Below are 26,820 nucleotides of genomic sequence, written 5' to 3'. Positions count from 1 at the left end.
TCTCACGTATCAATAAATACGCTTCGACCTTGAACTTTTCTTGTTCCTTGCACTTGGGATTTTTGAACGGACTGCCGAATAAGGACTTTTTCAAGCTAAGAATCTCATATCACGGCATCACCATCTCAGGAGCACCCAAACGTGATCACCGCTGAATCCATCCGTCAACGTTTTTTGGACTTTTTCGCCCGCAACGGTCACGAGGTCGTGGCCAGTTCCTCGCTGGTGCCTCGGGAAGACCCTTCGCTGCTGTTCACCAACGCGGGCATGGTCCAGTTCAAGAAGGCCTTTCTGGGTCAGGAGAAACGCGATTCCAATCGGGCGGTCAGTTCCCAGAAATGCCTGCGCGTGGGCGGCAAGCACAACGACCTGGAAAACGTCGGGCGCACGGCCCGGCACCATACGTTTTTCGAAATGCTCGGCAATTTTTCCTTCGGCGACTACTTCAAGGCCGAAGCCGTGGACTTTGCCTGGCGGTTTTTGACCGAGGAACTGAGGCTGCCCAAGGAGCGGCTGTACGTCACGGTGTTCCGGGAGGACGACGAGGCCGAGGAGATATGGAAACGGGTGGCCAAAGTCCCCGGGGAGCGGATTTTCCGGCTGGATGAAAAGGACAACTTCTGGTCCATGGGCGACACCGGCCCTTGCGGGCCGTGTTCCGAAATCCTCATCGACCAGGGCGAGTCCATGTCCTGCGGACCGGACTGCGGCATCGGGCGGTGCGACTGCGACCGGTATCTGGAGATCTGGAACCTGGTCTTCATGCAGTACGAGCGCGACGCCTCCGGGACCATGCACCCCCTGCCCAAGCCGAGCATCGACACCGGCATGGGCCTGGAGCGGATCAGCGCGGTCTGCCAGGGCGTGTTCTCCAATTTCGATTCCGACTTGTTCACCCCGCTGATCGCCCAGATTTCCGAGCTGTCCGGGCAGGCCTACGGCGCGACGGACGACGGGGACACGGCCATGCGCGTGATAGCGGACCATGGCCGGTCCGTGGCCTTCCTGGTTGCCGACGGCATCGTGCCCTCCAACGAGGGGCGCGGCTACGTCCTGCGCCGCCTGATCCGTCGGGCCTTTCGCTTCGGGCGGCTGTTGGGTCTGGAGGGACCGTTTCTGCATAAGGTCTGCGACCACGTCTGCGTCATGATGGGCGAGACCTTTCCCGAACTTCTGGAGAACCGGACCTTCATGGGGCGGGTGGTGAAGCAGGAAGAAGAACGGTTCGGACAAACCCTGGACAAGGGCCTGAAGCTGCTGGCCGAAGAGCTGGATGCCCTGACGGCCCGGGGCGAGCGCCGGGTTTTGGGCGAGACCATTTTCAAGCTGTACGACACGTTCGGTTTTCCCCTGGACATTGTCCACGACGTGGCCGGGAAGCAGGGCTACGAGGTGGACGAGGCGGGATTCCGGGAGTGCATGGCCGAGCAGAAGCAACGGGCCAAAAAGGCCTGGAAGGGCAGCGGGGATGCCGATCCCTCCGTGCTGTTCGGCCATCTGCTGGAAGCCGGACTGACCACCCGGTTCGTGGGCTACGACGACGTGACGACCCGGAGTCGGGTCACGGCCCTGACCGACGCCGGCGGTGAGAGCGTGGAAAAGCTGGCGGCCGGGCAGGACGGTTGGCTGGTGGCCGCGGCGACGCCTTTTTACGCGGCTTCCGGCGGTCAGGTGGGAGACCAGGGCCGGGTCCGCTCCACCAGCGGCATGGCCGAGGTTACGGACGTGGTCAAGGTCGGTCAGGATCTGGCCGTGCAGCGGATCGCCGTGCGCGAAGGCGAACTCTACCTGGATCAGGAGGTGGATTTGCTGGTCTCTGAAACGACCCGCCTGGACACCGCCCGGCACCACACCTGCACCCACTTGCTCCAGGCCGCTCTGCGCAAGGTCCTGGGCGAGCATGTCCGCCAAGCCGGTTCCTACGTTTCCCCAGAAGTGCTGCGATTCGACTTCACCCATACCATGGCCTTGACCCCCGAGGAATTGCGGGCCGTGGAGGACGAGGTGAATCGGGCCATCCTCGGCGACATCCCTCTGGACGTGGTTGTGACCACGCCGGAGGAAGCCCAGCAACGCGGGGCGTTGGCCTTTTTCGGTGAAAAATACGGCAAGGAGGTCCGGCTGGTCAGCGTGCCCGGAGTCTCCACGGAACTCTGCGGCGGAACCCATCTGCGCTCCACGGGTCAGGCCGGCAGCTTCGTGATCCTCTCCGAATCCGGGATCGCCGCCGGTGTGCGCCGGATTGAAGCCCTGGCCGGGACCAAGGCCCTGGAGCACTGGCGCAGCCAATCCGCGCTGCTTCGGGAAGCCGCGGGCCTGCTCAAGGCCGCTCCGTCGGACATCTCCGGAAAGATCCAGAACCTGCTGGCCCAACACCGGGAGTTGGTCAAACAAAAAGAAGCCCTGGAAGGGCAACTGCGCTCCGGTCAGGGCGCGGACCTGGCGGCCCAGGTCGACGACGTGTCCGGGGTCGCGCTTTTGGCCGCGGCCGTGGAGGTCAAGGACGTTAAGGCCATGCGGGAGACAATGGACGACTTGCGCTCCAAGATCGCTTCCGGGGTCATTGTCCTGGCGGCCCAGGCCGACGGCAAGGCCATGCTCATCGTGGCGGTGAGCAAGGATCTGCACTCCCGATTCACGGCCTCCAGCCTGGTCAAGGAACTGGCGCCCCTGGTGGGCGGCAGCGGAGGCGGTCGACCGGACATGGCCCAGGCCGGCGGCAGTGATCCCAGCGGCATCCCCCTGGTTCTAGAACGAGTTCGACACTTGGTCGCCGGTTGATCTGGACATCCTATGAGTAACATTCTTTCCGTCCGCGTCACCTCCGGAAACCGCCTGCTTCAGTTCCGCTCCGAGCCCTACGTGGTCTCCCAGGGCGACCATGTCCTGGTCCAGGTGCAGGGCGAGCTGCATATGGGCAAGGTTGAACGGATCACGCCTCTGGCCGGGTGCGAAGGCGGAACGCGATGGGCCGAACCGGAGGATGTCGAGGCCCGCGAGGATTTGAGCGACCAAAATGATGAAGTGGGCGGCGAGTCTGAAGCTGACGTGGAAAGTGCCTCGGAAAGGGTTTCTGACAGTGCCGCCGACAGTGTTTTGGGCGGTGCTTCAGATAAGGACGCCGAGTGCGATCGGGGTGCGGGTTCCGCCGAGAACAACGGCATGCCGTCCATTTTTCGTCCGGCCACGGAAGAGGATTTGATCCGGGATCGGGAAAACCGGGAATTGGCTCGGAACGCCTTTGCCTACTGCCGGGAGTGCATCACGGAGCGCGCTCTGGATATGAAGTTGGTGGACGTGGAAGTGCTGTTCGACGGCAGCAAGATGGTCTTCTACTTCACCGCGCCCAACCGGATCGACTTTCGGGAGCTGGTCAAGGATCTGGTCCGCTCCTACCGTACCCGGATTGAGCTGCGCCAGATCGGGGCCCGCCATGAAACCCAGATGCTCGGCGGCCTGGGCAATTGCGGGCAGTTGGTCTGTTGCCAACGCTTCTTGCGTCAGTTCGCCCCCTCGACCATCAAAATGGCCAAGGAGCAGAATTTGTTTCTGAACCCGGCCAAGATTTCCGGGGTCTGCAACCGCCTGTTGTGCTGCCTGAGCTATGAACAGCCCAATTACGATGAATTTTTGAATCAATGTCCGAAAGTGGGCAAGCGTTTCCCCACTTCTCTTGGAACGGCCAAGGTGATCCGGGCCAATTATTTCCGCCGCACCGTGTCCGTTTTCATGGAGCCCGGTGGAGAAAAGGAAGTGGATCTGGAAGAATGGAAACGTCTGGTTTCCCCGCCCAGGGAGAGAGGGGAACCGGAGCGCCGCGAGCCCGGACCTCGGTCCGGAAGGCCGGAGGGGGCCGACGTTGAGCCGCCGCGAGTGGTTTCCCGGCCCGTACCGGCTCCTGAGTCCGTAACGGCGGACACCCCCGGTCGCCAAGTCGAAGCTCCCCGGGCGAGTTCGGAAGCGGATCGTCCGTCCCCGGCCCCGTCTCGAAAAAAGAACAAACGCTCCGGGCGCAAAGGAAAGCCTCGCCCCGAGAAGGCGCCTTCCGCTGATTCGAAGGCCGAACAGGGCAACCCTCCGGCTACCGGTTCCGGCGCGGCTCGTGATTCTTCGAGTGGTTCTCCATCCGGCAAGCCCGACCCCGCCACGCCGGGCAAGTCCAAACGTCGTTCGCGGTCGTCGCGTCGCAAGCCCAAGAAACAGTCCGGCCCTCCCAAGGAACAAAGCTGAGGCCGCCGGGTCAACCGCAAGAAATCCTCGCGCCCTTCAAAGACGCTTCTGACTCCTGAATACTGAATTCTGACTCCTGACTCCTGACATCCGCCCTCGGAGGTACCCCCTTGCAATCGTTCTTCCTGTCCACGCCCATTTACTACGTCAACGCCAAGCCGCATCTGGGACACGCCTATACCACGGCCGTGGCCGACTCCATGATCCGTTTCCAGAAATTGATGGGGCGCAGGACGTTTTTTTTGACCGGCACGGACGAGCACGGCGACAAAATCGTCCGGGCCGCGGAGGCACGGGGTGTGTCCCCGCGGGAGTACGTGGACACGGTCAGCGCCCAGTTTCAGGGACTGTGGGACGCACTGGGCTACGGCTACGACGACTTCATCCGGACCACCCAGCCCCGGCATGTTGAACGGGTACAGCGGTTTTTGCAGCGTATTTACGACCGGGGAGACATCTATCACGGCGAATACGGCGGGCATTACTGCTTTGGCTGTGAGCGGTTCTATACGGAGAAGGAACTGCGTGACGGACTTTGTCCGGATCACCTCACCGCGCCGGAGTATATTCAGGAAAAGAACTATTTTTTTCGGATGTCCAAGTATCTCGGACCGCTGCGCGAACATATCGAAGCCAATCCGGACTTCATCCGGCCGGAACGCTACCGCAACGAAGTCTTGGGGCTGCTTCGGGAGGACCTGGGGGATCTGTGCATCTCCCGGCCCAAGAGCCGACTGTCCTGGGGCATCGAGCTGCCCTTTGACCCGGAATACGTGACCTACGTCTGGTTCGACGCCCTGCTGAACTACATTACGGCCCTGGAATGGCCGGACGGGGAGCGGTTTGCCACTTTCTGGCCCCAGGCCCAACATCTGGTGGCCAAGGACATCCTCAAGCCCCACGCCGTGTTCTGGCCCTGCATGCTGTTGTCCGCTGGCCTGCCGCTGTATCGTCATTTGAACGTTCACGGCTACTGGCTGGTCCAGGACACCAAGATGAGCAAGAGCCTGGGCAACGTGGTGGAACCGTTGGATTTCGCGGAAAAGTACGGACGCGGTCCGTTTCGCTATTTCCTGCTCCGGGAGATGCAGTTCGGCCAGGACGCCAATGTTTCGGAAGATGCGTTGCGCACGCGCTTCAACGCGGACTTGGCCAACGATCTGGGCAACCTGTTCAGCCGGGTCCTGAGCATGACCCACAAGTATTTCCAGGGCCGGGTACCCGCGCCCGGAAAGATCCGTCCGGAAGAGGAGGATCTGCACGTTCTGGCCTCCGAATGCCTGGAGAACTTCCAGGCCCAGTTTCACCGCTTCCAGTTTTCCATGGGTCTGGAATCCTTGTGGGTGCTGGTCCGGGCGCTGAACAAGTATGTGGACGCGTCCCAGCCCTGGGCCCTGTTCAAGCAGGAGCAGACCGATCTGTTGGGCACGGTGATGTACACCCTGCTGGAAGGCATGCGCAAGGTGGCCGTGCATCTGTGGCCGGTGATGCCCGAGCAAAGCGAGACCATGCTGGGCCAACTTGGCCAACATGGCGACCCGGAACGCTGGCCGCATCTGGCCGACGAGGTCTTGCGGTGGGGCGGTTTGGAGCCTGGAACCGAGGTGGCCGCGTCTTCCAGCCTTTTCCCCCGCCTGGAAATGACGAAGCCCGAGAAGCATGAAGACAAGCAGACCAAGCCTGCTCCACGAGGGCAAACTGAAAAGGGCGACGGCGGAAAAAAAGACGCGAAAACAGCTCAACAAGGCGACGCCGCGGAGTTGTTGGAGTTCGCCGATTTTCAGCGCCTGGATCTGCGCGTGGGCTCGGTTGTCTCGGCAGAACCGGTGCAGGGGGCGGACAAGCTGCTCCACTTGCACGTGGATATCGGGGAAGACGAGCCGCGGAGCATCGTGGCCGGTATCGCCCAGCACTGGTCCCCGGACAACCTTGTCGGTCGCCAAGTCGTGGTGGTGGCCAACCTCAAACCCCGCAAACTGCGCGGCGCCTTGTCTCAGGGCATGGTCCTGGCCGTCCATGCCCCCGAGGGGCTGCGCCTGCTGGCGCCGTCGGACACCGTGCCGCCGGGCAGCAAGGTTTCGTAGCAGTCCGTTGAAAAACTCCCAATTGCTGCGTCACTGCAAAAAGTTCGTAACGATTCAGCATAGAGTAATGCCGTTGTCGGGGTCGGAGTCGGGATCGGCGCTTCGCTATCGGGATCGAAAACGCTGGGAAGCGTTCAAATTTTTCCTGTTCCGATTCCGATTCCGATAGCGACCCCGACTCCGATTGTCGGAGCAAGGGCGGATACAAAATGTGCTGAGTAGACACCAAAAATTTTTCCTTTGCGACCCTTGTGCCTTGAGCAGATAACCCGCCAACCCCTGAAGGGCCTCCGGAATCGGAAGCCCTGCTAGCGCATTTTCGGCAGAAACCGCAGGCCGAAGCGTTTGCGGATGCGGTGGATGATTTCCGGGCAGGCTTGGTGCGGGTTTTCGGGGATTTCCGGGCGAGGAGGCTGGGCGGTGAAGAACGGGGTTTCCCGGAGCTTGGCCTCGTAGGCATGGGCCAGCAGGACCGGCATGGAGAGCACGTCCGCCGCGTTGTAGGCCAGCAGGGTTTCCAGGGCCCGTTCATCACCGGTGGCCTGGTATTCGTGCCAGAGCAGCACGGCAAAGTATCCGTCCAGTCCCTCCAGATCGTTCCGTCCCAATCCCATCTGCTTTTCACACGACTTCAATCCGCCTTTCATCCCCAGGGAACGCAGCACGAAGCGCAGGTCCACATGGGCCTCGGGGAGCGGGGCCCGGAGTTCGCGCTGGATGATCGGGGCGTCGAAGCACCGGCCGTTGAAGGTCACCAGCAGGGAGTATTCCCGGATGTCGTCGCCAAAGGCTTCCAGATTCCGGCCGTGGACGTAGGTGCGCAGGCGTTCGCCGTCGTACAGGGCGATGGTGGTGATGTGCACCGGGCCCGGTCCGCTGGTGGTCTCGATGTCCACGAAGGCCGCGCGGTCCGCGAAATGAGAGCAGAGCCGCCAGGTTTCGTTTCGGGGCAGATGTTCGGCGAACCAGGCTGCTTCCCCGTTGTCCAGGCGGTCCTCCGATTCTTCCAGGGTTTCCAGCGCGGCCTTGGAGAAGAGCTTCGGGTACCGTCCTCCGTTGTTCCGGGCTTCTTTCCAGGACGGGATGCCGGCCTCCCAGATTTTTCGTTCCGTGACGTTGCCGATGCGGGGCAGATGGCAGAAGGAATGGGTGAGCATGTGGGCCTTTGCGGTGTCGCGACAGGAGGGCAAGGGTGAACAAAACAAGGCCGTCATTCCTACGCGAATGACGGCCTTGCTGGTACGTTCCGACTCGGCTCTCGTGGCCGGATCTACTGGATGTTCTGCCGTTTCAGGGCGGCGATGCGATCATCCAGCGGCGGGTGGGTCATGAACAGCAGCTTCAGGCCGTGGCCTTCGGGCTTGCCGTTGATGCCAAAGGCGGACATCTGCTCCGGAAGGGGCTCCTGAACGCCTCGTTTCAGTTTTTCCAGGGCCGCGACCATCTTTTCCCGTCCGGCCAGCTTGGCTCCACCTGCGTCGGCCCGGTATTCCCGTTCACGGCTGAAGTAGAGGACCACGACGCTGGCCAGGATGCCGAAAACGATCTGGGCCACGATGCTGGTGATGAAAAAGCCCAGCCCCAGGCCTTCCTCGTTCTTGAGGATCACCCGGTCCACAAAATAGCCCACCACCCGGGAGATGAAGATCACGAAGGTGTTCACCACGCCCTGGATCAGGGTCAGGGTGACCATGTCCCCGTTGGCCACGTGGCTGACCTCGTGGGCCAGAACCGCCTCCACCTCGTCCTGGGTCATGGAGCGCATGAGTCCTGTGCTCACCGCCACCAGGGCGTTGTTTTTGCTCATTCCCGTGGCAAATGCATTGGGGGCGTCGGAGTCGTAGACGGCCACCTCGGGCATGCCGATGCCGGCGCGGGCCGCCTGATTTTTCACGGTTTCCACGAGCCAAGCCTCGGCCTGGTTGCGCGGCGAGGTGATGACTTTGGCCCCGGTCAGGCGCTTGGCCATCCATTTGGATATGGCCAGGGAGATGAACGAACCGCCAAAGCCGAAAACAGCGGCGAAGACCAGCAAGCTGCCATAGTCCAGACCCCTGCCCGTTTCATCGAGAATGCCCGTGAAGCCCAACAGGGAAAGGACGATGCTCAAAACCACGAGGATGGCGATGTTTGTTAGTAAAAACAATCCAATCCGTTTCATTTTCCGATAGACCTCCTGAATGAGAAGATATGTGTCAACAAGCAAAGCTGCCGTATGCCTTAACAGTTGTATATAATCAATCTTGTTTCACGAGGCAAGATTGGTCAGAATGCGATTGTCGGTAGGCGGGAACGTCCCGCATGGACGGCCGCGATAAGAGTATCCGGGCAAGAGGAATGGATATGGTTTTAAACTCAGTGGCAAAAGTGCCTCTCTCTTTAAGCCCGGGCCTTGATTTCGGCACCGAGCCCCGCCTCGGCACCCCCGCGCTGATCCGTCGGCCGGATCTGGTCCGCAAGGTGGCCATTCTGGCCGAGTCGGCCCGCTACGACGTGTCCTGCTCCTCCAGCGGTTCCACGGCGGCTCGTCCCGGAGCCGTGTTGGGCGCTCCGGCTCATTCCGGAATCTGTCACAGTTGGGCCGCGGACGGGCGGTGCATTTCCCTGCTTAAGATTTTGTATACCAACGTCTGCGAGTATAATTGCGCGTACTGCGTCAATCGCGGCGACAACGACCTGCCCCGGACCACCTTCACGGTCGGCCAGCTCGTGGACCTGACCTTGAACTTCTATCGGCGCAATTACATCGAAGGACTGTTTCTGAGTTCCGCGGTCTGCCGCAATCCGGATTGGACCATGGAGCGGATGGTCCGGGTGGCCGAAGAGCTGCGTCGCGTCCATGGCTTCGGCGGCTACATCCATTTGAAGGTCATCCCCGGCTCGGCTCCGGAACTGATCCAGCGGGCCGGTCTGGCCGCGGACCGGCTGAGCGTGAACATTGAACTGCCCTCCGAGGCCTCCCTGCGCAGCCTTGCGCCCCAAAAGACCCGGGAGGGGGTGCTGCTGCCCATGCTCCGGATCAGCGAGCTGATCGGCGAGGCGGCCCACGGGCGGCGCGGGCTGCCGGCACGAACCGCGAAAGCCCCGGTGTTCGCCCCGGCGGGACAGAGCACGCAGTTGATCGTGGGGGCCAGTCCGGAGCCGGATCGGCAGATTCTGCGGCTTGCCGAGGCGCTGTACGGGCGGTTCGGGCTGAAGCGGGTCTACTACAGCGGCTACGTGCCGGTCAGCCGGGACAACCGCCTGCCGGTTCTGAATGCGCCACCGTTGCTGCGGGAGCATCGTCTGTACCAGGCGGACTGGCTGCTGCGGTATTACGGCTTCCAGAGCGCGGAACTGTTCGATGACCAACACGAGTGGCTGGACGAGCAGCTCGACCCCAAGGCCGCCTGGGCACTGCGTCATCCGGACCTGTTTCCCGTGGAGGTCAACCGGGCCCCCCTGGACCAACTCCTGCGCATCCCCGGCATCGGGATCCGCTCGTCCCGACGGATCATCGCGGCCCGCCGCTTCGGGCCCCTGCACCCCGAAGACCTGAAGAAACTCGGCGTGGTCATGAAACGCGCCCGCTTCTTCGTCACGGCCAGCGGCAAGTTCTGGAACAACGAAGCCTGGAACCCGGCCCAGGCCGAAACCGTGCTCCGCGGCCTGGAAAAGACCAGAGCGCCAAGGATGAAGCAGTTGTCGCTTTGGTGAAACGAAGCGTCGGGGGGAGCAATTAGGACATGCTTTTCTCAGGAGGCTTGTCTATGACCGTGCAAGTCGCAAGATAGTCTTCGACCGCTTCTGCAAAGGCCACGAACAGCTCTTCAATGGTGGGCGCATGGAAACTCACCATGTCGTTGATATCGATGATGTGGCCAACCAGAATGTTGTCGCGAGCGTCGAAATCGACTCGCGCCCTATAGCTTCCGTATGCAAGCGTTTTCATGCCAGGAATGTAGGGAACGTTAAACCCTCTGACAAGAGGTACTCGCAATGGATCAGATACCGCGTATTTTTTCCTACGACGGAAGCTTCGACGGACTGCTGTGTGCCTTTGCCGCGGCGGATGGAGAAGGGCTGGAGCGGTGCGGGTTTGTGGTCGAGGGTGGGGGGCGGCCCGGGTTGTGGCCGCCGACACGGGTAGCGGTCCATGCCGAGACGGCGGCTCGGTTTTTAGAGCGTTTGCGCCGGTCAGGCGGGGAAGGGGCTGTTCAGCATTTGGTTTATGTGTTTTTGGCCGAAGTTCAGGGGGCTGAGCCGGAGCTGTACGAATTCGCGCGCCTCACGCTGCAAGCAGGGACAAGCGTCCTGGGGATGAGGACCAACGCCGCGGTGCGCCGGGTGATGGACTGGAAGGCCAAGGTCGGCAAGGAGGCGCATCGCTGTACCGGCCTGCTGCGTTTCATGGAATTGCGGGACGCAACCCTGTACGCCCGCTTTGAGCCGGACCACAATGTGTTGCCGCTCGTGGCCCCCCATTTTCAGCGCCGTTTTCCCCAGGACAACTGGGTGATCCACGACCTGCGTCGCGGGCTGGCCCTGGCCTGGGACGGCCAGGAGTTGCATCCGGTGGTCGGGGTCCCCGAAAACGTGGACGCCCTGCTCAGCCGACGTGAAACCACGTTCCAGGAACTCTGGCGAGAGTATGTCCAGGCCCTGGCCGTGCCCGAGCGCCGCAATCCGGCCTTGCAGCGCCGGTTCATGCCCCGGCGGTATTGGAAGCATCTGGTGGAGCGCCCGAATTGAACTTCTCATTCGAACGTCTGAATTGAACGCCTTAACTGAACGCTTAACTGAACGGTTGAATAGAACGGTTGAACCGGCTGATATGGCGTTTGAAAATTTTGATTTCTCTCTCCGGGTCGGCTAATGATGGCGAGGACGCTTCCATCACCCTGTTGACGGATGTCGATTCTTTGCCCATCTATCATTCCAGTTTTTAAGACGGAGGACCCGTTGGCGATGCCCATTCCATCCCCTCATTCAGTTTTTGACGGCCCGATTTGCGAAGAGCGCGACGCCTGCGCGATTATCGCCTTCGTGGACAAGCGCGGCCGCGTGACCCATGCCAATATTGTCCGGACCATTGAGGCCCTGAAAAAGATGGCCCATCGCTCCGGGGACATCAACGACGAGGGCGACGGATGCGGGATCATGACCGACGTGCCGCGGGAACTGTGGAGCCGTCGGCTCCAGGAAGCCGGTTTGTCGCCGCATCTGGCCGAATCCAGCGGGTTTTTCGTGGGTCATCTGCTCCTGCCCCGGCGGATACGCGAGCGGGCCGACGACGTTCTGGACACGGTCCGCAAGACCTTTGCCCTGCGGGGGCTGGACATCGTCCTGGAATTGCAAGGCCGGACCAACGATGACGAGCTGGGGCCCATGGCCCGGGCCGAGACGCCGCTGTTCTGGCAGGTGGCCGGGCTGGTCCGCCAGGACGTGCGCATTGACTCCGGCCGGCTCCTGTTCAAGGTGCTTGTGGAGCTTGAGGATCTGGAGCCGGATCTCCATGTCGCCTCCCTGTCCCAGCACAGCGTTGTCTACAAGGTCCGGGGCGGGCCGGATCTGCTGCAGCGGGTCTATCCGGAGCTGCGCGACCCGGCCACCCGGTCCAAGATCTGTCTGGGCCACAGTCGCTATTCCACCAACACCCTGCCCACGGTGGAGCGCACTCAGCCGTTTTCCCTCCTGGCCCACAACGGCGAGATCAATACCATCGAACGGCTGCGCGGGGCGTCGCGCAATCTGGGCATTGAGCCCGTGCCCGGAGGCAGTGATTCCCAGGACCTGAACCGGGCCGTCGAAGGATTGATCCACCGTTACGGACTGGAACCCGCCGAAGCCTTTGCCATGGTCTTCCCGGCGGTGCACAGCGAGGTGGAGCACTATCCCGAGGATTTGCGCAAGGTTTATCAAACCTACCGCTGGTTCTTTCCGCCATCGGCCCAGGGACCGGCCGCGGTCATCGCCCGGCACGGCGACGTCTGCATCGGCAGCGTGGACGCCCTGGGGCTGCGTCCGCTGTGGTTCGGCGAGAGCGACTACAACTATTACCTGTCTTCGGAAAAGGGCGTGGTGGATTTGGAGGACACGGCTACGGACCCCGTGCCTCTGGCTCCCGGGGAGAAAATGGCCATCCTGTCTCTGACCGGTCGGCGGGCCGTGGTGTTCAACTACCGGGCCTTTCAGCGCCAACTGGTCCGGCTGATGCAGGGCCGCAGCGGTCTGCGGGAGCGGATCGGCACGTTGTATCAAGCTGTTCCGGAGCAGCCGGAGGAAGCATTTGGCTTGGAAAACCTGCTCGACGACGGCCGGTCGCGGTTGTCGCCGGGCGACATGGTGCGGGAAAACGTGCTGGCCGCCCTGGGGTGGCACAAGTACGACGTGGAGATGCGCAAGAAAACAGCGACCATTGTCGGCGGGGCGCTGATCGGCTCCATGGGCTACCAGGGGCCGCTGGCCTGCCTGAGCCCGGAAGGGTTGCCCAATATCTCCGAGTTTTTCAAGGAAAACGTGGCCGTGGTCACCAATCCGGCCATTGACCGGGAGCGGGAGGCCGATCATTTCACCACCCGCTGCATGCTCGGCGACCGACCGGAGATCGACAACCGGGAGCGCTCCGGGGCCGTGGGGCTGGAACTGCGCACGCCGCTGCTGCTGGGCGGTTGCCTGGATGGCCGGGTCTGCGGGTCGGCCCTGTCCCAGTTGGCCGCGGAGTTCGGCACCCAGACCCTGGACTCCGTGCTTTCGTTTTTTACGGGTCAGGGTCGGGACCCGAACCGGGTGGCCGTCCTGGATGCGGTGTTCGAGGCCAGGACTGAAGGCCCGGACAGTGGTCCAGGCAACGGCCAAGGCTGCCTGGAGCAACGCCTTTCCGAACTGTGCCTGGAGGCTCGGGCTGCCATCGACGCCGGTGCCGTGCTGTTGGTTCTGGACGATTCACGGACGTTTTCCGACGGGCTGGTCTATGTCGATCCAGGCCTGGCCCTGGCCATGATCGGCAATTATCTGGAAGAACACCGTTTGCGGCGGCGCTGTTCACTGGTCGTGCGCAGCGCCGCGGTGCGCAATCTGCACGATGTGATGTTTCTGCTCGGACTGGGCGCGGATGCGATCAATCCGTACATGATCTGGCGCATGGCCCGGGAGCACGCCACGGAAAGCCGGTCGGCCGAGACCGTGATCCGGACCACCATGGATGTGCTTCAGAAGGGCATGGAAAAGGTCATGTCCACCATGGGCATCCATGAACTGTGCGGTTATGGCCGGATTTTTTCCTCCATCGGCTTGGCCGGGGATTTGGCGAAAATCTTCAAGTGCGCCAACTTCTGCCAGTCCCCGGATGTCGGCCTGTCCCTGGCCCGACTGGAAGAGATCGCCCGGCGTCGTCTGGACAAGGCCGTCCGGGAGACCACGGCCCAGCTCTGGAGCACCCCGGCCCGGAACACCAAGGTCGGGCGGGTGATGCGCCGGGCCGCCACCGGGGTGGCCGGATTCCGGGAGATGGCCCAGGAACTGGCCGCTTTGGAACAGGAGAATCCAGTGGCCTTGCGGCACGTCCTGGGCTTTACGCGGCCCAGCAAGGCCGTGCCCCTGGCCATGAGCGAAGTGGATATCTCCATTGCCGGTCATGCCATGCCCCTGGTCATTCCGGCCATGAGCTTCGGCTCCCAGGGAGAGAACTCCTTCCGAAGCTACGCCGAGGCCGCCCGGATCCTGAACATCGTGTGCATGAACGGTGAGGGCGGGGAAATTCCGGACATGCTTGGCAAATACCGCCACAACCGGGGCCAGCAGATCGCCTCGGGCCGGTTCGGCGTGCACATGGCTTTTCTCAACTCCGTGGATTTTCTGGAAATCAAGATCGGCCAGGGGGCCAAGCCCGGTGAGGGCGGCCACCTGCCCGGCCAGAAGGTCACGGCCATGGTGGCCCAGGCCCGGCATTGCAAGCCGGGCATCGCCCTGATCTCCCCCTCCAATCATCACGACATCTATTCCATCGAGGATCTGGCCCAGATCATCACCGAGCTGAAGACCGCCAACCCCATGGCCAGGGTTTCGGTGAAGATCCCGGTGACCAGCGGGGTGGGCACCATTGCCGTGGGCGTGGCCAAGGCCGGGGCGGACATCGTCGCGGTCTCCGGGTTCGACGGCGGCACGGGCGCGGCACGGGAGCACAGCAAGAAGTATGTCGGCCTGCCCGCGGAGATCGGGGTCAGCCAGGCTCATCGGGCCCTGGTGGAGTCCGGCCTGCGGGACGGCGTGGAACTGTGGGCCGACGGCGGGCTGCGCAGCGGCGCGGATGCCCTGAAGATGATCTTCCTCGGCGCGGACCGGGTAGGCATGGGCACCGCGGCCCTGATGGGCGTGGGCTGCATCAGTTGCCGGCGCTGCCACCTGGACACCTGCCCCCGGGGCATCTCCACCCAGCTGCGGACCAAGGCTGACGCGGAAAAGCACGGCGTGAAGGGATTTACTCCGCTGCAAGCGGCCGCGGAAACCGGCAACCTGGTGCGGCTGTTCACCTGTATCGGCGAGGAAATGCGGGCCATTCTGGCGGACCTGGGCGTCAGCCGGGTTCGGGACGTGGTCGGGCGTACGGATTTTCTGGCCCAGATATCCCATCACAACGTCGTGGCCCTGACGGACATTCTGGCCCGCCCGGCCATGGACGGCGCCGCCGGACCGGCCGGAGCCCTGCGCATGGTGCGCAAGCCGCTGAACGTCCTGACCAAGCTGGTGGCGGACATCTCCCTGGCCGAGTTTGCCGACGAACAGACCCGCGAGGTCCGGTACACGGATCAGCACGTGCGCAGCGTGGACCGGGCCATGGGCACCTACCTGGCCGGGGCCGTGGTCCGCCGGTTCGGTGATTCCGGGGAGCGCCGGGCCAGATTGCGTCTGGATTCCTCCGTACCCGGCAACGGTCTGTGCGCCTTCAACATTCCGGGCATTGAAGTGATGGTGGACGGCGGGGCCCAGGACGGTACGGCCAAGAGCAGCTTCGGCGGGGCCTGCGGCGTGTTCAAGGGCGCGAACCTGATGGGCCGCCGGGTGGACGGCTCCACGGGCAAGAGCTTTGCCTACGGAGCCATCAACGGGATGCTGATGGTCCAGAACTACGCCGATTCCCGGGCCTGCATCCGGATGTCCGGGGCGGACGCGGTGTTCGGAGCCCGGATTACGTCCAAGGTCCGGGACGAGGAAGGCAACCTGGCGGTGCGCGCCCACCTGAAGGGCTTTGCCTTCGAGTACATGACCGGCGGACGGGTCGTGGTCCTGGGAGATCCCGGACCATGGATCTGCTCCGGGATGACCGGCGGGGTGGTCTATCCATGCCTCTACCCGGAATTCGGATTCGACAAGGCCGCGATCCGGCGGCGTCTGGCCAGCGGCGCGGACGTGGCCGTCCGGGACGTCACCGAACAGGGCCTCGCGGATATCCGCGAGCTGGTCAGCCGCTACATAGCCGAGCTGCGGGCCACCTTCCAGGAGGAGGAAGCCCAGGCCGTGGAACGACTCATGGCCGAGGCCGAAACCCGTTTCGTGATGATCGTACCGGCGGATAAGAACCCGCCCAAGGCGGAGTGAGGGGGGGAGGGTAGAAGTCAGGAGTCAGGAGGATCTTTCGTGCTTTGCGATGCGGTGCTCGAAATCGAAATCGAAATCGCAATCGAAACTGTAATCCAACGCCGCGAGGATCTCCGTAAGAACAATCCGACCTTTCATCGCAACAAACCATAACATCCAAGGAGGAAGACAATGATCAAGCATATCGTGATGTGGACGTTGAAGGACCAGGCCGAAGGGGGGAGCGCTGAGGAGAACGGGAAGAAGATGAAGCAGATGCTGGAGGCGTTGAACGGCAAGGTTCCCGGTCTGCTCCACCTGGAGGTCGGACTGGATGTTTTTCAGGCCTCTCCAACGTGGCAGGTGGTGCTCTACTCCGAGCTGGAATCCCGCGAAGCCCTGCAAGGCTACCAGCAGCACCCGGAACACCAGCGCTGCGTGGAGTTCGTGAAAAAGGTGGTGGTTGATCGGGGCGTGGTGGATTACGAGATATAGGAGGACGCGGTGTCAGGATTTTTGAGTCCCGCTCTGCTGATCGTGGACATGCAAAACGATTTCGTTTTGCCCGACGCCCCAGCCGCCGTGGCCGGGGCCAGGGAGACCATTCCGGTCATCGCCGCGCTGGCGGAGCATGCCCGGAAGCGATCCTGGCCGGTGATCCACGTGGTTCGGGAGCACCGGCCCGACGGCAGCGACGTGGAATATACCCGGCAGGAGCTGTTTCAGAACGGCGCGGGCATCTGCGTGGCCGGGACGCCCGGGGCGCGGATCGTGGTGGAACTGACGCCGCGCTCCGGCGACTACGTGTTGACCAAGCAGCGGTTCAGCGCGTTTTTGGGCACGGAACTGGATTTTCTGTTGCGTCGTCTGCGAGTCGAGACGCTGGTCGTGGCCGGAACCCAGTATCCCAATTGCATCCGGGCCACGGCCGTGGACGCTTTGGGCCGGGACTACCGGGTGATCGTGGTCTCGGACGCCTGTTCCGCTCAGACCGAGCGGGTCGCGGCGAATAATATCGAGGACATGCGCAATATGGGCATCACGTGTATGGCGTTCCAGGAGTTGAGCAACCTTTCAGAGGAGAAACCACAGTGAAGATGTTTTGGACTGTTTTGACGACGTGCATCATGCTGATTCTTCCCGGATGGGCCGGGGCCACGGGGTTCGAGGCGGCGGTGGGCGTCTGGCATCAGTCCCCGTCCGGGGACGTGTCCTACAAAGGCCAGACGGGCCATGATCGGCTTGATCTGGAAAGCACTCTGGGACTGGACGATGAGACCGGGCTGCTCTTTCGCGCTCGCCTGGAAACCCCGCTGATCCTGCCCAATATCGGATTCATGGCCACGCCGACGACCTTTTCGGGCAAGGGGACGGCCAAAGGGAGCTTTACCTTCGGGAACCAGACCTTTTCAGCGGATGCGCCCATCGACGGCAAGCTGCGGCTGAATCAGTACGACGTGAGTCTGTTCTACGGCATTCCGGGGCTGAAGATGGCGACCATGGGCATGTTCAATGTGGATCTGGGGCTGAACCTGCGGCTGATGGACGTGGATATCGAGGTCCGTCAGGAGCAGACCGGGCTTTCCGAGTCCGAGAGCATGCTTTTGCCCGTGCCCACGCTCTACGCCGGAGCCAGCCTGCGACCAGTGGACTTCTTCGCCCTGGAAGCCGAGGCCCGCGGCGTGACCTACGCCGGAAACCACTTCTACAGCCTCATCGGCCGGGTGCGCTTCGATCCCCTGGACCATCTCTTTCTTGCCGGAGGCTATCGTTACGACTCCGTGTCCATCGACGAAAAGGGCCTCAAGGCCGACGTGGACATCAGCGGTCCGTTCGCCGAGATCGGGATCAGCTTTTGATTCGTTGCTTCATTTTTCCCCTCGACCCATCAGAGAAAGGCATGGGCGTCCAGAAGGACGCCCATGCCGCGTATTTCTGATAATCCTCCACCGGAGCGCCGCAATCCTCGGCCATGAACAGCGGTTCACCCCCTCCTGAACCCCGGTCCACGCTCTCCCTCCCATCACACCTGCGCCACAAGCCGGACAAACGGCTGATGAACTCCGGCAACGACCCTCTCTTCTCCCAACGGACTTTTCTGAATCAATTCGGAAAAATGGCCCTTGCCTCTGCGAAAAGTTGTTTTTGACAAGGTCAGGTTTTGAGCCTGTGGTCATGGTAGAGGTCAACCTCGGTCGAGCAGTATCCCGTTATTCTTTCGAGGGGTGCCAAGAAATCTGAACCGTCAAGGATGGAGGTGAGGAAGTGACCATGCCATTTTACGCCCATTCGACGCCCAATCCGGACAAGTCGGACTGGCAGCTTCTTGAAGACCATCTGGAGAACGTGGCCCGACTTGCCGCGGAATTCGCCGCGGCTTTCGGCGCTTCCGACTGGGGGCGGACCGTCGGTTTGCTGCACGACGCGGGCAAGGCGACTGCGGAGTTCATCGCGAGATTGGAAGGGCGACCAATCCGGGTCAACCACTCCATTTTTGGAGCCCGCCTGGGCGCGGAGCAATGCGGGCGGCTCGGGCTTTTGCTGTCCTACATCGTGGCCGGCCATCACGGCGGCTTGCCGGACGGAGGGGTGCAGGAAGGACAGCTTCACTTTCGCCTGAAGCAGGAACGCCTTCCGGATTACGTCGAAGTGTTGCCCGTGGTCGCCTGTCCAGCCGACCTGAAACCGCCGTTCACTTTGTCCCGCAACCAGGTTGGCTTCACCTTGTCCTTCTTCACCCGCATGCTCTTTTCCTGCCTCACGGACGCGGATTTTCTGGACACAGAGGCCTTTTGCTCGCCGGAAAAGGCCGGACTGCGCAACTCGCTGAAGTACACGAAGATTCAGGCTCAAGCCGACCAGATCCCGACATTGCAAACCAACCTGAACAGGTACCTGGATCGCCTGCTGCAAAAGGCCGATCCCACTCCTGTGAACATCCTGCGCCGCGGGGTCCTGGAAGACTGCCGTCGCATGGCCGCGTCGCCGCCGGGTTTCTTCTCCCTGACCGTGCCCACGGGCGGCGGCAAGACCTTGTCTTCCCTGGCCTTTGCCTTGGACCACGCCGTGACCCACGGACTGCGCCGGATCATCTTCGCCATCCCCTTCACGTCCATCATTGAGCAGAACGCCAAGGTATTCAGCGACATTCTCGGACGGGCCAACGTGCTGGAGCATCATTGCAACTATCGGGACAAGGATGCTCCGGAGGACCGGGAATACGACACCCGGCGCGGTCTGGCCGCCGAGAATTGGGACGCTCCGGTGGTGGTCACCACCAACGTCCAGTTCTTCGAGTCCTTGTTCAGCAACAAGCCTTCGCGCTGCCGCAAGCTGCACAACATCGCCCGGAGCGTGATCATCCTGGACGAGGCCCAGGCGATTCCCACCGAGTATTTGGAACCCTGTCTGGCGGCCTTGCGCGAACTGGTGGACCGTTACGGCTGCTCCGTGGTTCTGTGTACCGCCACTCAGCCCGCCTTGGACGATTCCAAACTGCGAACTGCCTTGCGCGACGTACGGGAAATCATTGTCCAGCCGAACCAACTCTATGAACAACTCAAGCGCACCCAGGTCCGGTTCGTCGGCAAGCTGTCCAACGCGGAACTGGCCGCGCGATTGGACGAACATGAACAGGTGCTGTGCATCGCGAGCACCAAGCCCCAGGCCAAGACGGTCTTTGAACAACTGGCCAACAGGGATGGCGCGTTTCACCTCTCCACCAACATGACCCCGGTCCACCGGCGGCATGTGCTGGCCGTGATCCGTGGGCGGCTCCAGGACAGGTTGCCGTGCAGGGTGATTTCCACGTCCCTGATCGAGGCAGGCGTGGATGTCGATTTTCCCGTGGTCTATCGGGCCATGGCCGGGCTGGACTCCATTGCCCAGGCCGCCGGGCGGTGCAACCGGGAAGGGAGGCTGCCCGTTGGACGGGGGGGCGGCGGTCAGGTTGTTGTCTTTGAACCTGAACAGCCACCGAAAATGCCCTGGCTGCAACGCTGCGCATCCCGTGCAGCCGAGACCTTGCGCACCATGCCGGATGCTGATCCGCTGGGGCTTGAAGTCATGCGTCGGTATTTCGAGTTACTCTACGATGTTCAGGATTTGGACGGTAAACAGATCCTGAAACGCCTGAATGCTCCCCTCAACAAGGAACTGATTCTTCCGTTCAAGGAGGTGGCCCAGGATTTCCGCATTATTGAGGATGCAGGCACGGGCGTGATCATTCCCTTGATGCCGGAGGTGAATGGTCTCGACCTCAAGGAATCCGAAGAAGCCCAACTGTTGATCCGGGAGTTGCGGCACACCGAATTTCCTCGCTCCACACTGCGCAAGCTGCAACAGTATTCCATGACAGTTCGTTCCAAAGATCTGACTCGGCTGCACGCGGCCGGAGCCGTGGAGATGATCCATGACCAGTATCCTGTTCTGTGCAACCTGGCGGCCTACGACAGGAGCGTCGGTTTGCGCGTGGATGAAGGAGATGTTTGGGAGCCGTCGTCTTTGATAATCTAACTTTTAAATCCAAGAAAATTTTTCTTGCCAAGAAATTTACTCTTGCGATATGGGGATTCAAAAACACAAGGAGGTGAAACAGACGTCGGCCAACATCGGTCCGTGGATTGAAACTTGGATTTAAACGTTTGTGTCTGTTAGCTTTCTGGCCGCGAGGCGCATGCCTCGCGGCCAACGTTCAGGAGGACGCCATGGCATTCGGCATCAAGCTGCGGGTCTGGGGCGACTATGCGTGCTGGACCAGACCCGAAATGAAGGTCGAGAGAGTTTCCTACGACGTGATGACCCCGTCCGCGGCCCGGGGGATTCTGGAGGCCATCCACTGGAAACCGGCCATCCGCTGGGTGGTGGACAAGATTCATGTGCTCAAGCCCATTATTTTCGATAACGTCCGTCGCAACGAGGTCAGTTCCAAGATTCCCAAACCCAATCCGGTCACGGCCATGCGGGACAAGAAACCGCTGTATTTCCTGGTGGACGACGGCAACAACCGCCAGCAACGCGCCGCCACGCTCCTGCGGCATGTGGACTATGTCATCGAAGCCCATTTCGTGCTCACGGACAAGGCCGGACCAGAGGACAACGAAGGCAAGCACCTGGACATTTTCAACCGCCGGGTCAGGGCCGGGCAGTTCTTCCACCAGCCATGCCTGGGCTGCCGGGAGTTCCCGGCCTCTTTTGAACTGGTCGAAGGCGAGGTGCCGGTGTCTTTCTATGTCGGCCAGACCAGGGAACTGGGCTACATGCTCCTGGACATCGACTTTTCCCAGGGCATGACGCCGCTGTTTTTCAAGGCCGAAATGAAGGACGGCATCATCGAGCCGCCCCCGCCCTGGTCAGCGGAGGTGCGAGCATGATTCTCCAGGCATTGCACGGCTACTACGAGAGGATGATCGCCGATCCCGACTCGGGCATGCCGCCTTACGGCACAAGCATTGAAAATATTTCCTTTGCCTTGATCCTGGACACGGAAGGTAATCTCCGTGGCGTGGAGGATCTGCGAGAAACGGACGGCAAAAAACGCTTTCCCCGCAAAATGGCTGTTCCGGCGGCAGTGACCAGGACTTCGGGGGTCAAGGCGAACTTCCTCTGGGACAAGGCCGCCTATGTGCTGGGCGCGGACAAGAACGAAACAAATACCAACGTACCCCGGTTTGCCGCCTTCAAGGAACTGCTTCACGAGATTGGCGCTGACCTCGCCGATCCTGGCTTTGTTGCGATCCGGGGCTTCATGGAAAGTTGGGAGCCGGACGAGGCTGAGACAATCATCAATGCCTATTCCCCTTGGGAAGAAGTCGCCGGAGCCAATCTTGTCTTTCGGCTGGACGGAGTGAGGGGTTTTATTCACGACCGTCCACCGTTGCAAAATGTATGGCGCACTCATTGCGCCAAGCTGGATGAGGCCCTCAAGGTCCAGTGTCTCATAACCGGCGAACATGATGTCCCGTTGGCCCGAGTGCATACGCCTATCAAAGGCGTCGTAGGCGGGCAGACTTCCGGCGGGTACATCGTTTCCTTCAATGCTTCGGCGTTCGTCTCCTACGGGCGGGACAAGGCCGATGTGGGCGAAACATCCGCCTTTGCCTACACCACGGCCCTCAATGCCCTTCTGACCAGGGGGAGCCGCCAGAAAATCACCATTGGCGACATGACCATCGTGTTCTGGGCCGAACGTTCCAATCCGGTGGAGGATTTTCTGGCGGACCTGATTGACCCCGCCCCAGTGGACGCATTGCCTCAAATCCAGATTGATTATCAGACCACGCTCAAAATTCACGATCTGCTCCAGGCTATCCGCTCCGGCAAGCGGGCCGTGGACATCGTGCCGGATCTGGACGAGTCCGTGCGCTTTTATCTGCTGGCCCTTGCGCCCAATGCGTCCCGGCTGGCCATTCGTTTCTGGGAAACCAACACCGTGGGCGGCTTGTTGCAAAAGGTGGGCATACATTTCCAGCAACTGGAAATCGTCCGGCAATTCGACTCCGATCCGGAGTTTCCGCCGCTCTGGCGACTGCTCCGCCAGACCGCGCCGCTGGGCAAAAGCGAAAATATCCCGCCCGTTCTGGCCGGAGGCATAGCCAAAGCCATGCTGACGGGCTCGCCGTATCCGCAAAGTCTGCTGCCCACCGTGCTCGGCCGCATCCGGGCCGAGCATCAGGTGACGTATTTCCGGGCCGCCTTGATCAAGGCGTTTTTGATCCGCAACAAACAATGGGAGGTTCCCGTGTCATTCGATCCCGCTCGAACCGATCGCCCGTACTTGTTGGGCAGGTTGTTCGCGGTGCTGGAAAAAGCCCAGGAAGAGGCGGTCCCCGGCACCAATGCGACCATCAAGGACCGTTACCTCGGCTCGGTCTCGGCCAACCCCGGGCAGGTCTTCCACATGCTGCTCAAAAACGCGGCCAATCATACGGCCAAGCTGCGCAAGGAGCCTGAGAAAAAAGGTCTGGCATTCAGCTATGATAAAATGATCCAGGACATCATCGACGCCTTTGACGATTTTCCGGCCACCATGTCCTCCGAGGAACAGGGACTGTTCATGATCGGCTACTACCATCAGCGCAAGGATTTTTTCACCAAGAAAAATAAGGAGACTCAGTCATGACCGCCATTGCCAACCGCCATGAATTCGTCCTGCTTTTCGACGTGGTCAACGGAAATCCCAACGGCGATCCGGACGCCGGGAACATGCCCCGCATCGACCCGGAGACCGGACATGGGCTGGTCACGGACGTCTGCATCAAGCGCAAGATCCGCAATCATGTGGCTCTGGCCAAGGAAGGGGCCGAGGGCTTCAAAATATACATCCAGGAAAAGGCCGTGCTGAACAGGACGCATGAGCAGGCTTACATCGCTCATGACCTCAAGTTCGAAGCCAAGAAACTGCCAAAAAAAGTTGAAGACGCCCTGAAGGTTACGGGTTGGATGTGCGCCAACTTCTATGACATCCGGACCTTCGGCGCGGTTATGACCACGGATATCAACTGCGGACAGGTTCGCGGACCGGTGCAACTGGCCTTCGCCAAAAGCGTGGAACCCATCGTGCCCCAGGAGATCAGCATCACCCGCATGGCCGTGACCAATGAAAAGGATCTGGAAAAAGAGCGGACCATGGGCCGCAAGCATATCGTGCCCTACGGATTGTACGTGGCCCACGGTTTTGTCTCCGCGCCCCTGGCCGAAAAAACCGGCTTTTCCGAGGCGGATTTGGATCTGCTCTGGGATGCTTTGGTCAACATGTTCGAGCACGACCGCTCGGCCGCGCGCGGCCTGATGAGCAGCCGCAAGCTCTTTGTCTTCAAGCACCAGAACAAGCTCGGCAACGCTCCGGCCCACAAGCTCTTCGACCTGGTCCAGGTGAAGCGCCGGGACGACTCCACCGGCCCGGCCCGCTCCTTCAAGGACTATGCGGTCACCCTTGGCCAGCCTCCGGCGGGGGTTGAACTATTGGAAATGCTATAGATGGACAAAAAACTCGAACAGCAATTCCGGCAACGGGCGGTGGATCTCGGCAACTCCGGTGATCCGGCCGCCTTGCCGGAACTTGCGCAACTGGCTCGTTCGCCCGTGGCCAATGTGCGCCGTCTGGCCGCGTCGGCCATGGGCAAGTTGGCCGGGTTGGCCGATGCGGATGAGGCCGTTGCCGCGCTGCATCCCTTGCTGTCCGACACGCATCCCCAGGTCCGCCAGTATGCCATACGGGCGCTCAAGCTGTACGGCGTCGCAGCCAAGCCGGCCTTGCCGGACCTCCGCGACATGGCCGCGAACCCGGTGGAAAAGGACTACAATCAACGCGACGCGGCCCTGGCCGTTGAGTACATCACCGAGGCCGTGCGCATCGCCGAGGAACAGGTCGTTCATCTGTGCAAGCGGTGCGGCGTGCGCTTGGCTCCGGATGAGTACGTCCGCAGCCGCAAGGCCTTCCAGCGTCCGTTTTGCGACCACTGCTTCGACGAAGTGTTCCTGGAGCGCCGCAATTACGAGATCAAGGTGGAACTGCAGAAAAATATTCGGGCCAGGGACGGTACCTGGGTGCAATCCGAAGGCGAGCGGCTCATCTGCGAGGCCCTCAAGGCGGAAGGCATCCGCTATCGTTACGACGAACGATTCCGCATCCTGGACGGGTACGCCATCCGTCCGGATTTTTATCTGCCGGAATTTGACGTCTATATCGAATATTGGGGCATGGACACGGCGGACTACAAAATCGGCATGCTCAAGAAACAACAGCTCTATCAACAGCAGGGCAAGCGCCTCATCTCCCTGTATCCAGCCGACAAGCCGGTCCTGCGCGTTCGTCTGCTGGAGAAACTGCGCCAGTATCGCTGACTTGCTTTTCTGGCGAGTCGCGACGTCGCACAGCGTAAGCGAAGATAGTCGTATGTACCTGGAAGCCGACCTCCTCCCTCTTTCCGCGTTGCAGCACCTGATATTCTGCCCCAGGCAGTGCGCGTTGATCCACATCGAGCAGGTCTGGACGGAAAACCGCTTCACGGCTGAAGGGCGGATCATGCATGAGCGGGTGGATTCAGGGCAGCGGCAGACCAGGGACACGGCGCGGATCGAAACGGGCGTGCCGTTACGGTCTTTGAACTTGGGCCTATCGGGAAGGGCCGACGTGGTGGAGTACCATTTCACGGGAAACGACTGGGTGCCGTTTCCCGTGGAATACAAGCGGGGTCGCCCCAAGAAGGACAACTGCGACGAGGTGCAGCTCTGCGCCCAGGCCCTGTGCCTGGAAGAAATGCTGGGCCGCCATGTGCCCGAAGGGGCGCTGTTTTACGGCCAGAATCGCAGGCGCAAGGACGTGGCTTTTGATGCGGCACTGCGCCGGGAAACCATGGATACGGCTGCCAGGCTGCACGAGTTGATCCGTTCCGGAACGACCCCGCCGGCTCGGTACGAAAAAAAGTGCGACAGTTGTTCGCTGCTTGAACTTTGTCTGCCCAGGGTGGCCGGATCAGCGAAAAGCGCTCGGCGCTACCTCTCACGCATGCTTATGGAACCGACAACATGAAGAAACTTTTGAACACCCTCTATGTGACGACCCAGGGCGCGTATCTGTCCCGTGAGGGCGAGACCGTGCTGGTGCGCGTGGAAAAGGAGACGCGACTGCAGGTCCCCATCCATACGCTGGCCGGCATCGTTTGCTTCGGACAGGTCTCGTGCAGTCCGTTTCTGTTGGGACTGTGCGCCGAGCGGGGCGTGGGGGTCAGTTTTCTGACCGAGTATGGTCGTTTTTTGGCCCGGCTTCAGGGACCGGTTGCAGGCAATGTGCTGTTGCGGCGGGAACAGTATCGGTGGGCTGATGATCAGGAAAAGTCCGCGAATATAGCTCGTGCGCTGCTTGCTGGGAAAATCAGCAACAGCCGCACGGTGCTCCAAAGGGCGCTCCGCGATCACGGCGACAAACCCGGCGCTGAGGCCCTGCGGGACGCCGCGCAACGGTTGCGCTTTTCCCTGGATCAACTCCAGGTTTCCACCTCCCTGGATGTCTTGCGAGGCATCGAAGGCGACGCGGCCGGAACGTATTTCAGTGTATTCAATTTCTTGATCACCTCGCAAAAAGAGGGGTTTTCGTTCCAGGATCGCAGCCGCCGCCCGCCGTTGGACAACGTCAATTGCCTGCTGTCATTCGCCTACACCCTGCTGATGCACGATGTCCGCAGCGCCTTGGAGTCCGTCGGCTTGGACCCCGCGGTCGGTTTTCTGCATCGGGATCGGCCAGGGCGAGCCAGTCTCGCCCTGGACATTATGGAGGAGTTTCGCTCCGTCGTCGCGGATCGGCTGGTGCTCTCCCAGATCAACCTCGGGGTCATCAAAAAGTCCGGATTCAACCAAGCCGAAACCGGCGGCGTATTGATGAAGGACGACACCCGCAAGGCGTTCCTTGTCGCCTACCAGAAACGCAAACAAGAAGTGATCAGCCATCCGTTCCTGAATGAAAAAGTGGAAATCGGCCTTCTGCCGTTCATCCAGGCCCTGCTTTTGGCTCGGCATATTCGCGGAGACCTGGACGGCTACCCGCCGTTTATCTGGAGGTGATGCAATTCCATGTTCGTCCTTGTCAGTTACGACGTGTCCACATCCGATCCCGGCGGTCCGGGACGTCTGCGCCGAGTGGCTAAAATTTGTAAGAACCATGGGCAGCGTGTTCAATTCTCTGTGTTCGAGTGCATTGTCGATCCTGCCCAGTGGACCAAGCTGAAACAGCAACTGCTCGACGAAATCAACCCGGAAAAGGACAGCCTGCGATTCTATTTTCTCGGCTCCAACTGGCGAAAACGGGTGGAGCACGCCGGAGCAAAAGAGCCTTTTGACCAGGAAGGCCCGCTGGTCATTTAGCGCTCCGCGAACCTGAAGCTGCGGTAAAAATGACGGTAGGTTCGCGCGGAATACAACATTTTGATTTTTATCGATAAATATTTCTGCTTGA

Annotated in this window: 20 protein-coding genes; 17 read left to right on the top strand and 3 right to left on the bottom strand. The window is 61.2% G+C overall.

The features are described 5' to 3' along the window. Nucleotides 1-141 precede the first annotated feature (141 nt). The 3 genes from alaS (at nt 142) to metG (ending at nt 6,314) form a co-directional block, all read left to right on the top strand. Nucleotides 142-2,781: an alanine--tRNA ligase gene (gene alaS, locus DESLA_RS0107445; protein WP_028571962.1), complete on the top strand. Its 2,640-nt coding sequence runs from the start codon at nt 142-144 to the stop codon at nt 2,779-2,781. A 12-nt stretch (nt 2,782-2,793) separates the two neighbouring features. Further along, the gene (locus tag DESLA_RS19325) at nt 2,794-4,230 is read left to right on the top strand and encodes a PSP1 domain-containing protein (RefSeq protein WP_051434480.1); all 1,437 of its coding nucleotides are present in this window, start codon (nt 2,794-2,796) and stop codon (nt 4,228-4,230) included. A 110-nt stretch (nt 4,231-4,340) separates the two neighbouring features. Next, entirely contained in the window at nt 4,341-6,314 is a 1,974-nt protein-coding gene (metG, locus tag DESLA_RS0107435; protein ID WP_028571961.1) for a methionine--tRNA ligase, read from the top strand. 308 nt (nt 6,315-6,622) lie between these two features. Here metG and DESLA_RS0107430 read toward each other — a convergent pair whose 3' ends face one another. Together DESLA_RS0107430 and htpX are read right to left on the bottom strand one after the other, a co-directional pair. Continuing rightward, the gene (locus DESLA_RS0107430; RefSeq protein ID WP_028571960.1) at nt 6,623-7,471 is read right to left on the bottom strand and encodes a ribonuclease H-like domain-containing protein; all 849 of its coding nucleotides are present in this window, start codon (nt 7,469-7,471) and stop codon (nt 6,623-6,625) included. A 113-nt stretch (nt 7,472-7,584) separates the two neighbouring features. Then, complete coding sequence (htpX, locus tag DESLA_RS0107425) at nt 7,585-8,475, bottom strand: protease HtpX (protein ID WP_028571959.1); 891 nt, start codon at nt 8,473-8,475, stop codon at nt 7,585-7,587. 182 nt (nt 8,476-8,657) lie between these two features. Here htpX and DESLA_RS19320 point away from each other — a divergent pair, with 182 nt between their 5' ends. Beyond that, on the top strand, nt 8,658-10,010 hold the full coding sequence (locus DESLA_RS19320; protein WP_084031952.1) for a putative DNA modification/repair radical SAM protein: 1,353 nt from the start codon (nt 8,658-8,660) through the stop codon (nt 10,008-10,010). A 22-nt stretch (nt 10,011-10,032) separates the two neighbouring features. Here DESLA_RS19320 and DESLA_RS19315 read toward each other — a convergent pair whose 3' ends face one another. Continuing rightward, nucleotides 10,033-10,245: a hypothetical protein gene (locus DESLA_RS19315; protein ID WP_156932904.1), complete on the bottom strand. Its 213-nt coding sequence runs from the start codon at nt 10,243-10,245 to the stop codon at nt 10,033-10,035. Between the two features lie 47 nt (nt 10,246-10,292). Between DESLA_RS19315 and DESLA_RS19310 the strand changes: the two genes are divergently transcribed. From DESLA_RS19310 to cas2, 13 genes are all read left to right on the top strand, one after another. Further along, nucleotides 10,293-11,045, top strand: a complete 753-nt coding sequence (locus tag DESLA_RS19310; RefSeq protein ID WP_051434478.1) for a TIGR03915 family putative DNA repair protein — start codon at nt 10,293-10,295, stop codon at nt 11,043-11,045. Nucleotides 11,046-11,261: 216 nt separating this feature from the next. Beyond that, nucleotides 11,262-15,890, top strand: coding sequence for a glutamate synthase-related protein (locus tag DESLA_RS0107405; RefSeq protein WP_035261510.1), 4,629 nt, complete (start codon nt 11,262-11,264; stop codon nt 15,888-15,890). Between the two features lie 171 nt (nt 15,891-16,061). After that, nucleotides 16,062-16,364: a Dabb family protein gene (locus DESLA_RS0107395; protein ID WP_028571957.1), complete on the top strand. Its 303-nt coding sequence runs from the start codon at nt 16,062-16,064 to the stop codon at nt 16,362-16,364. Between the two features lie 9 nt (nt 16,365-16,373). After that, complete coding sequence (locus DESLA_RS0107390) at nt 16,374-16,964, top strand: cysteine hydrolase family protein (RefSeq protein WP_028571956.1); 591 nt, start codon at nt 16,374-16,376, stop codon at nt 16,962-16,964. Between the two features lie 2 nt (nt 16,965-16,966). After that, nucleotides 16,967-17,728, top strand: a complete 762-nt coding sequence (locus tag DESLA_RS0107385; protein ID WP_084032197.1) for a TIGR04219 family outer membrane beta-barrel protein — start codon at nt 16,967-16,969, stop codon at nt 17,726-17,728. 412 nt (nt 17,729-18,140) lie between these two features. Then, nucleotides 18,141-20,384 carry a CRISPR-associated helicase/endonuclease Cas3 gene (locus tag DESLA_RS0107380; RefSeq protein WP_028571954.1) on the top strand — a complete coding sequence of 748 codons (2,244 nt, stop codon included), beginning with the start codon at nt 18,141-18,143 and terminating at the stop codon, nt 20,382-20,384. Between the two features lie 191 nt (nt 20,385-20,575). Then, the gene (cas5c, locus tag DESLA_RS0107375; RefSeq protein WP_028571953.1) at nt 20,576-21,241 is read left to right on the top strand and encodes a type I-C CRISPR-associated protein Cas5c; all 666 of its coding nucleotides are present in this window, start codon (nt 20,576-20,578) and stop codon (nt 21,239-21,241) included. Further along, nucleotides 21,238-22,989: a type I-C CRISPR-associated protein Cas8c/Csd1 gene (gene cas8c, locus DESLA_RS0107370; protein WP_028571952.1), complete on the top strand. Its 1,752-nt coding sequence runs from the start codon at nt 21,238-21,240 to the stop codon at nt 22,987-22,989. The genes cas5c and cas8c overlap by 4 nt, the downstream gene beginning before the upstream one ends. Beyond that, nucleotides 22,986-23,846 carry a type I-C CRISPR-associated protein Cas7/Csd2 gene (cas7c, locus tag DESLA_RS0107365; RefSeq protein WP_028571951.1) on the top strand — a complete coding sequence of 287 codons (861 nt, stop codon included), beginning with the start codon at nt 22,986-22,988 and terminating at the stop codon, nt 23,844-23,846. The genes cas8c and cas7c overlap by 4 nt, the downstream gene beginning before the upstream one ends. Further along, nucleotides 23,847-24,713, top strand: a complete 867-nt coding sequence (locus DESLA_RS0107360) for a HEAT repeat domain-containing protein (protein WP_028571950.1) — start codon at nt 23,847-23,849, stop codon at nt 24,711-24,713. Nucleotides 24,714-24,765: 52 nt separating this feature from the next. Continuing rightward, nucleotides 24,766-25,401, top strand: coding sequence for a CRISPR-associated protein Cas4 (gene cas4 / locus DESLA_RS0107355; protein ID WP_028571949.1), 636 nt, complete (start codon nt 24,766-24,768; stop codon nt 25,399-25,401). Next, nucleotides 25,398-26,429 carry a type I-C CRISPR-associated endonuclease Cas1c gene (gene cas1c, locus DESLA_RS0107350; RefSeq protein ID WP_028571948.1) on the top strand — a complete coding sequence of 344 codons (1,032 nt, stop codon included), beginning with the start codon at nt 25,398-25,400 and terminating at the stop codon, nt 26,427-26,429. Before cas4 ends, cas1c begins: the two co-directional genes overlap by 4 nt. Before the next feature lie 9 nt (nt 26,430-26,438). Beyond that, nucleotides 26,439-26,729, top strand: a complete 291-nt coding sequence (cas2, locus tag DESLA_RS0107345; protein ID WP_028571947.1) for a CRISPR-associated endonuclease Cas2 — start codon at nt 26,439-26,441, stop codon at nt 26,727-26,729. The last annotated feature ends 91 nt before the right edge of the window (nt 26,730-26,820 follow it).

The sequence above is a fragment of the Desulfonatronum lacustre DSM 10312 genome, assembly GCF_000519265.1.
GTDB lineage: Bacteria > Desulfobacterota > Desulfovibrionia > Desulfovibrionales > Desulfonatronaceae > Desulfonatronum > Desulfonatronum lacustre.
Note: the sequence above shows the minus strand (reverse complement) of the source record. Positions and strands in the feature narration are given on the sequence as shown.

What these genes read in the sequence shown, in the direction of transcription:
- DESLA_RS19325 (WP_051434480.1), top strand. Translation starts at nt 2,794, where the DNA reads ATGAGTAACATTCTTTCCGTCCGCGTCACCTCCGGAAACCGCCTGCTT.
- DESLA_RS0107430 (WP_028571960.1), bottom strand. Translation starts at nt 7,471, where the DNA reads ATGCTCACCCATTCCTTCTGCCATCTGCCCCGCATCGGCAACGTCACG.
- htpX (WP_028571959.1), bottom strand. Translation starts at nt 8,475, where the DNA reads ATGAAACGGATTGGATTGTTTTTACTAACAAACATCGCCATCCTCGTG.
- DESLA_RS19320 (WP_084031952.1), top strand. Translation starts at nt 8,658, where the DNA reads ATGGTTTTAAACTCAGTGGCAAAAGTGCCTCTCTCTTTAAGCCCGGGC.
- DESLA_RS19315 (WP_156932904.1), bottom strand. Translation starts at nt 10,245, where the DNA reads ATGAAAACGCTTGCATACGGAAGCTATAGGGCGCGAGTCGATTTCGAC.
- DESLA_RS19310 (WP_051434478.1), top strand. Translation starts at nt 10,293, where the DNA reads ATGGATCAGATACCGCGTATTTTTTCCTACGACGGAAGCTTCGACGGA.
- DESLA_RS0107405 (WP_035261510.1), top strand. Translation starts at nt 11,262, where the DNA reads ATGCCCATTCCATCCCCTCATTCAGTTTTTGACGGCCCGATTTGCGAA.
- DESLA_RS0107395 (WP_028571957.1), top strand. Translation starts at nt 16,062, where the DNA reads ATGATCAAGCATATCGTGATGTGGACGTTGAAGGACCAGGCCGAAGGG.
- DESLA_RS0107385 (WP_084032197.1), top strand. Translation starts at nt 16,967, where the DNA reads ATGTTTTGGACTGTTTTGACGACGTGCATCATGCTGATTCTTCCCGGA.
- DESLA_RS0107380 (WP_028571954.1), top strand. Translation starts at nt 18,141, where the DNA reads ATGCCATTTTACGCCCATTCGACGCCCAATCCGGACAAGTCGGACTGG.
- cas5c (WP_028571953.1), top strand. Translation starts at nt 20,576, where the DNA reads ATGGCATTCGGCATCAAGCTGCGGGTCTGGGGCGACTATGCGTGCTGG.
- cas8c (WP_028571952.1), top strand. Translation starts at nt 21,238, where the DNA reads ATGATTCTCCAGGCATTGCACGGCTACTACGAGAGGATGATCGCCGAT.
- cas7c (WP_028571951.1), top strand. Translation starts at nt 22,986, where the DNA reads ATGACCGCCATTGCCAACCGCCATGAATTCGTCCTGCTTTTCGACGTG.
- DESLA_RS0107360 (WP_028571950.1), top strand. Translation starts at nt 23,847, where the DNA reads ATGGACAAAAAACTCGAACAGCAATTCCGGCAACGGGCGGTGGATCTC.
- cas4 (WP_028571949.1), top strand. Translation starts at nt 24,766, where the DNA reads ATGTACCTGGAAGCCGACCTCCTCCCTCTTTCCGCGTTGCAGCACCTG.
- cas1c (WP_028571948.1), top strand. Translation starts at nt 25,398, where the DNA reads ATGAAGAAACTTTTGAACACCCTCTATGTGACGACCCAGGGCGCGTAT.
- cas2 (WP_028571947.1), top strand. Translation starts at nt 26,439, where the DNA reads ATGTTCGTCCTTGTCAGTTACGACGTGTCCACATCCGATCCCGGCGGT.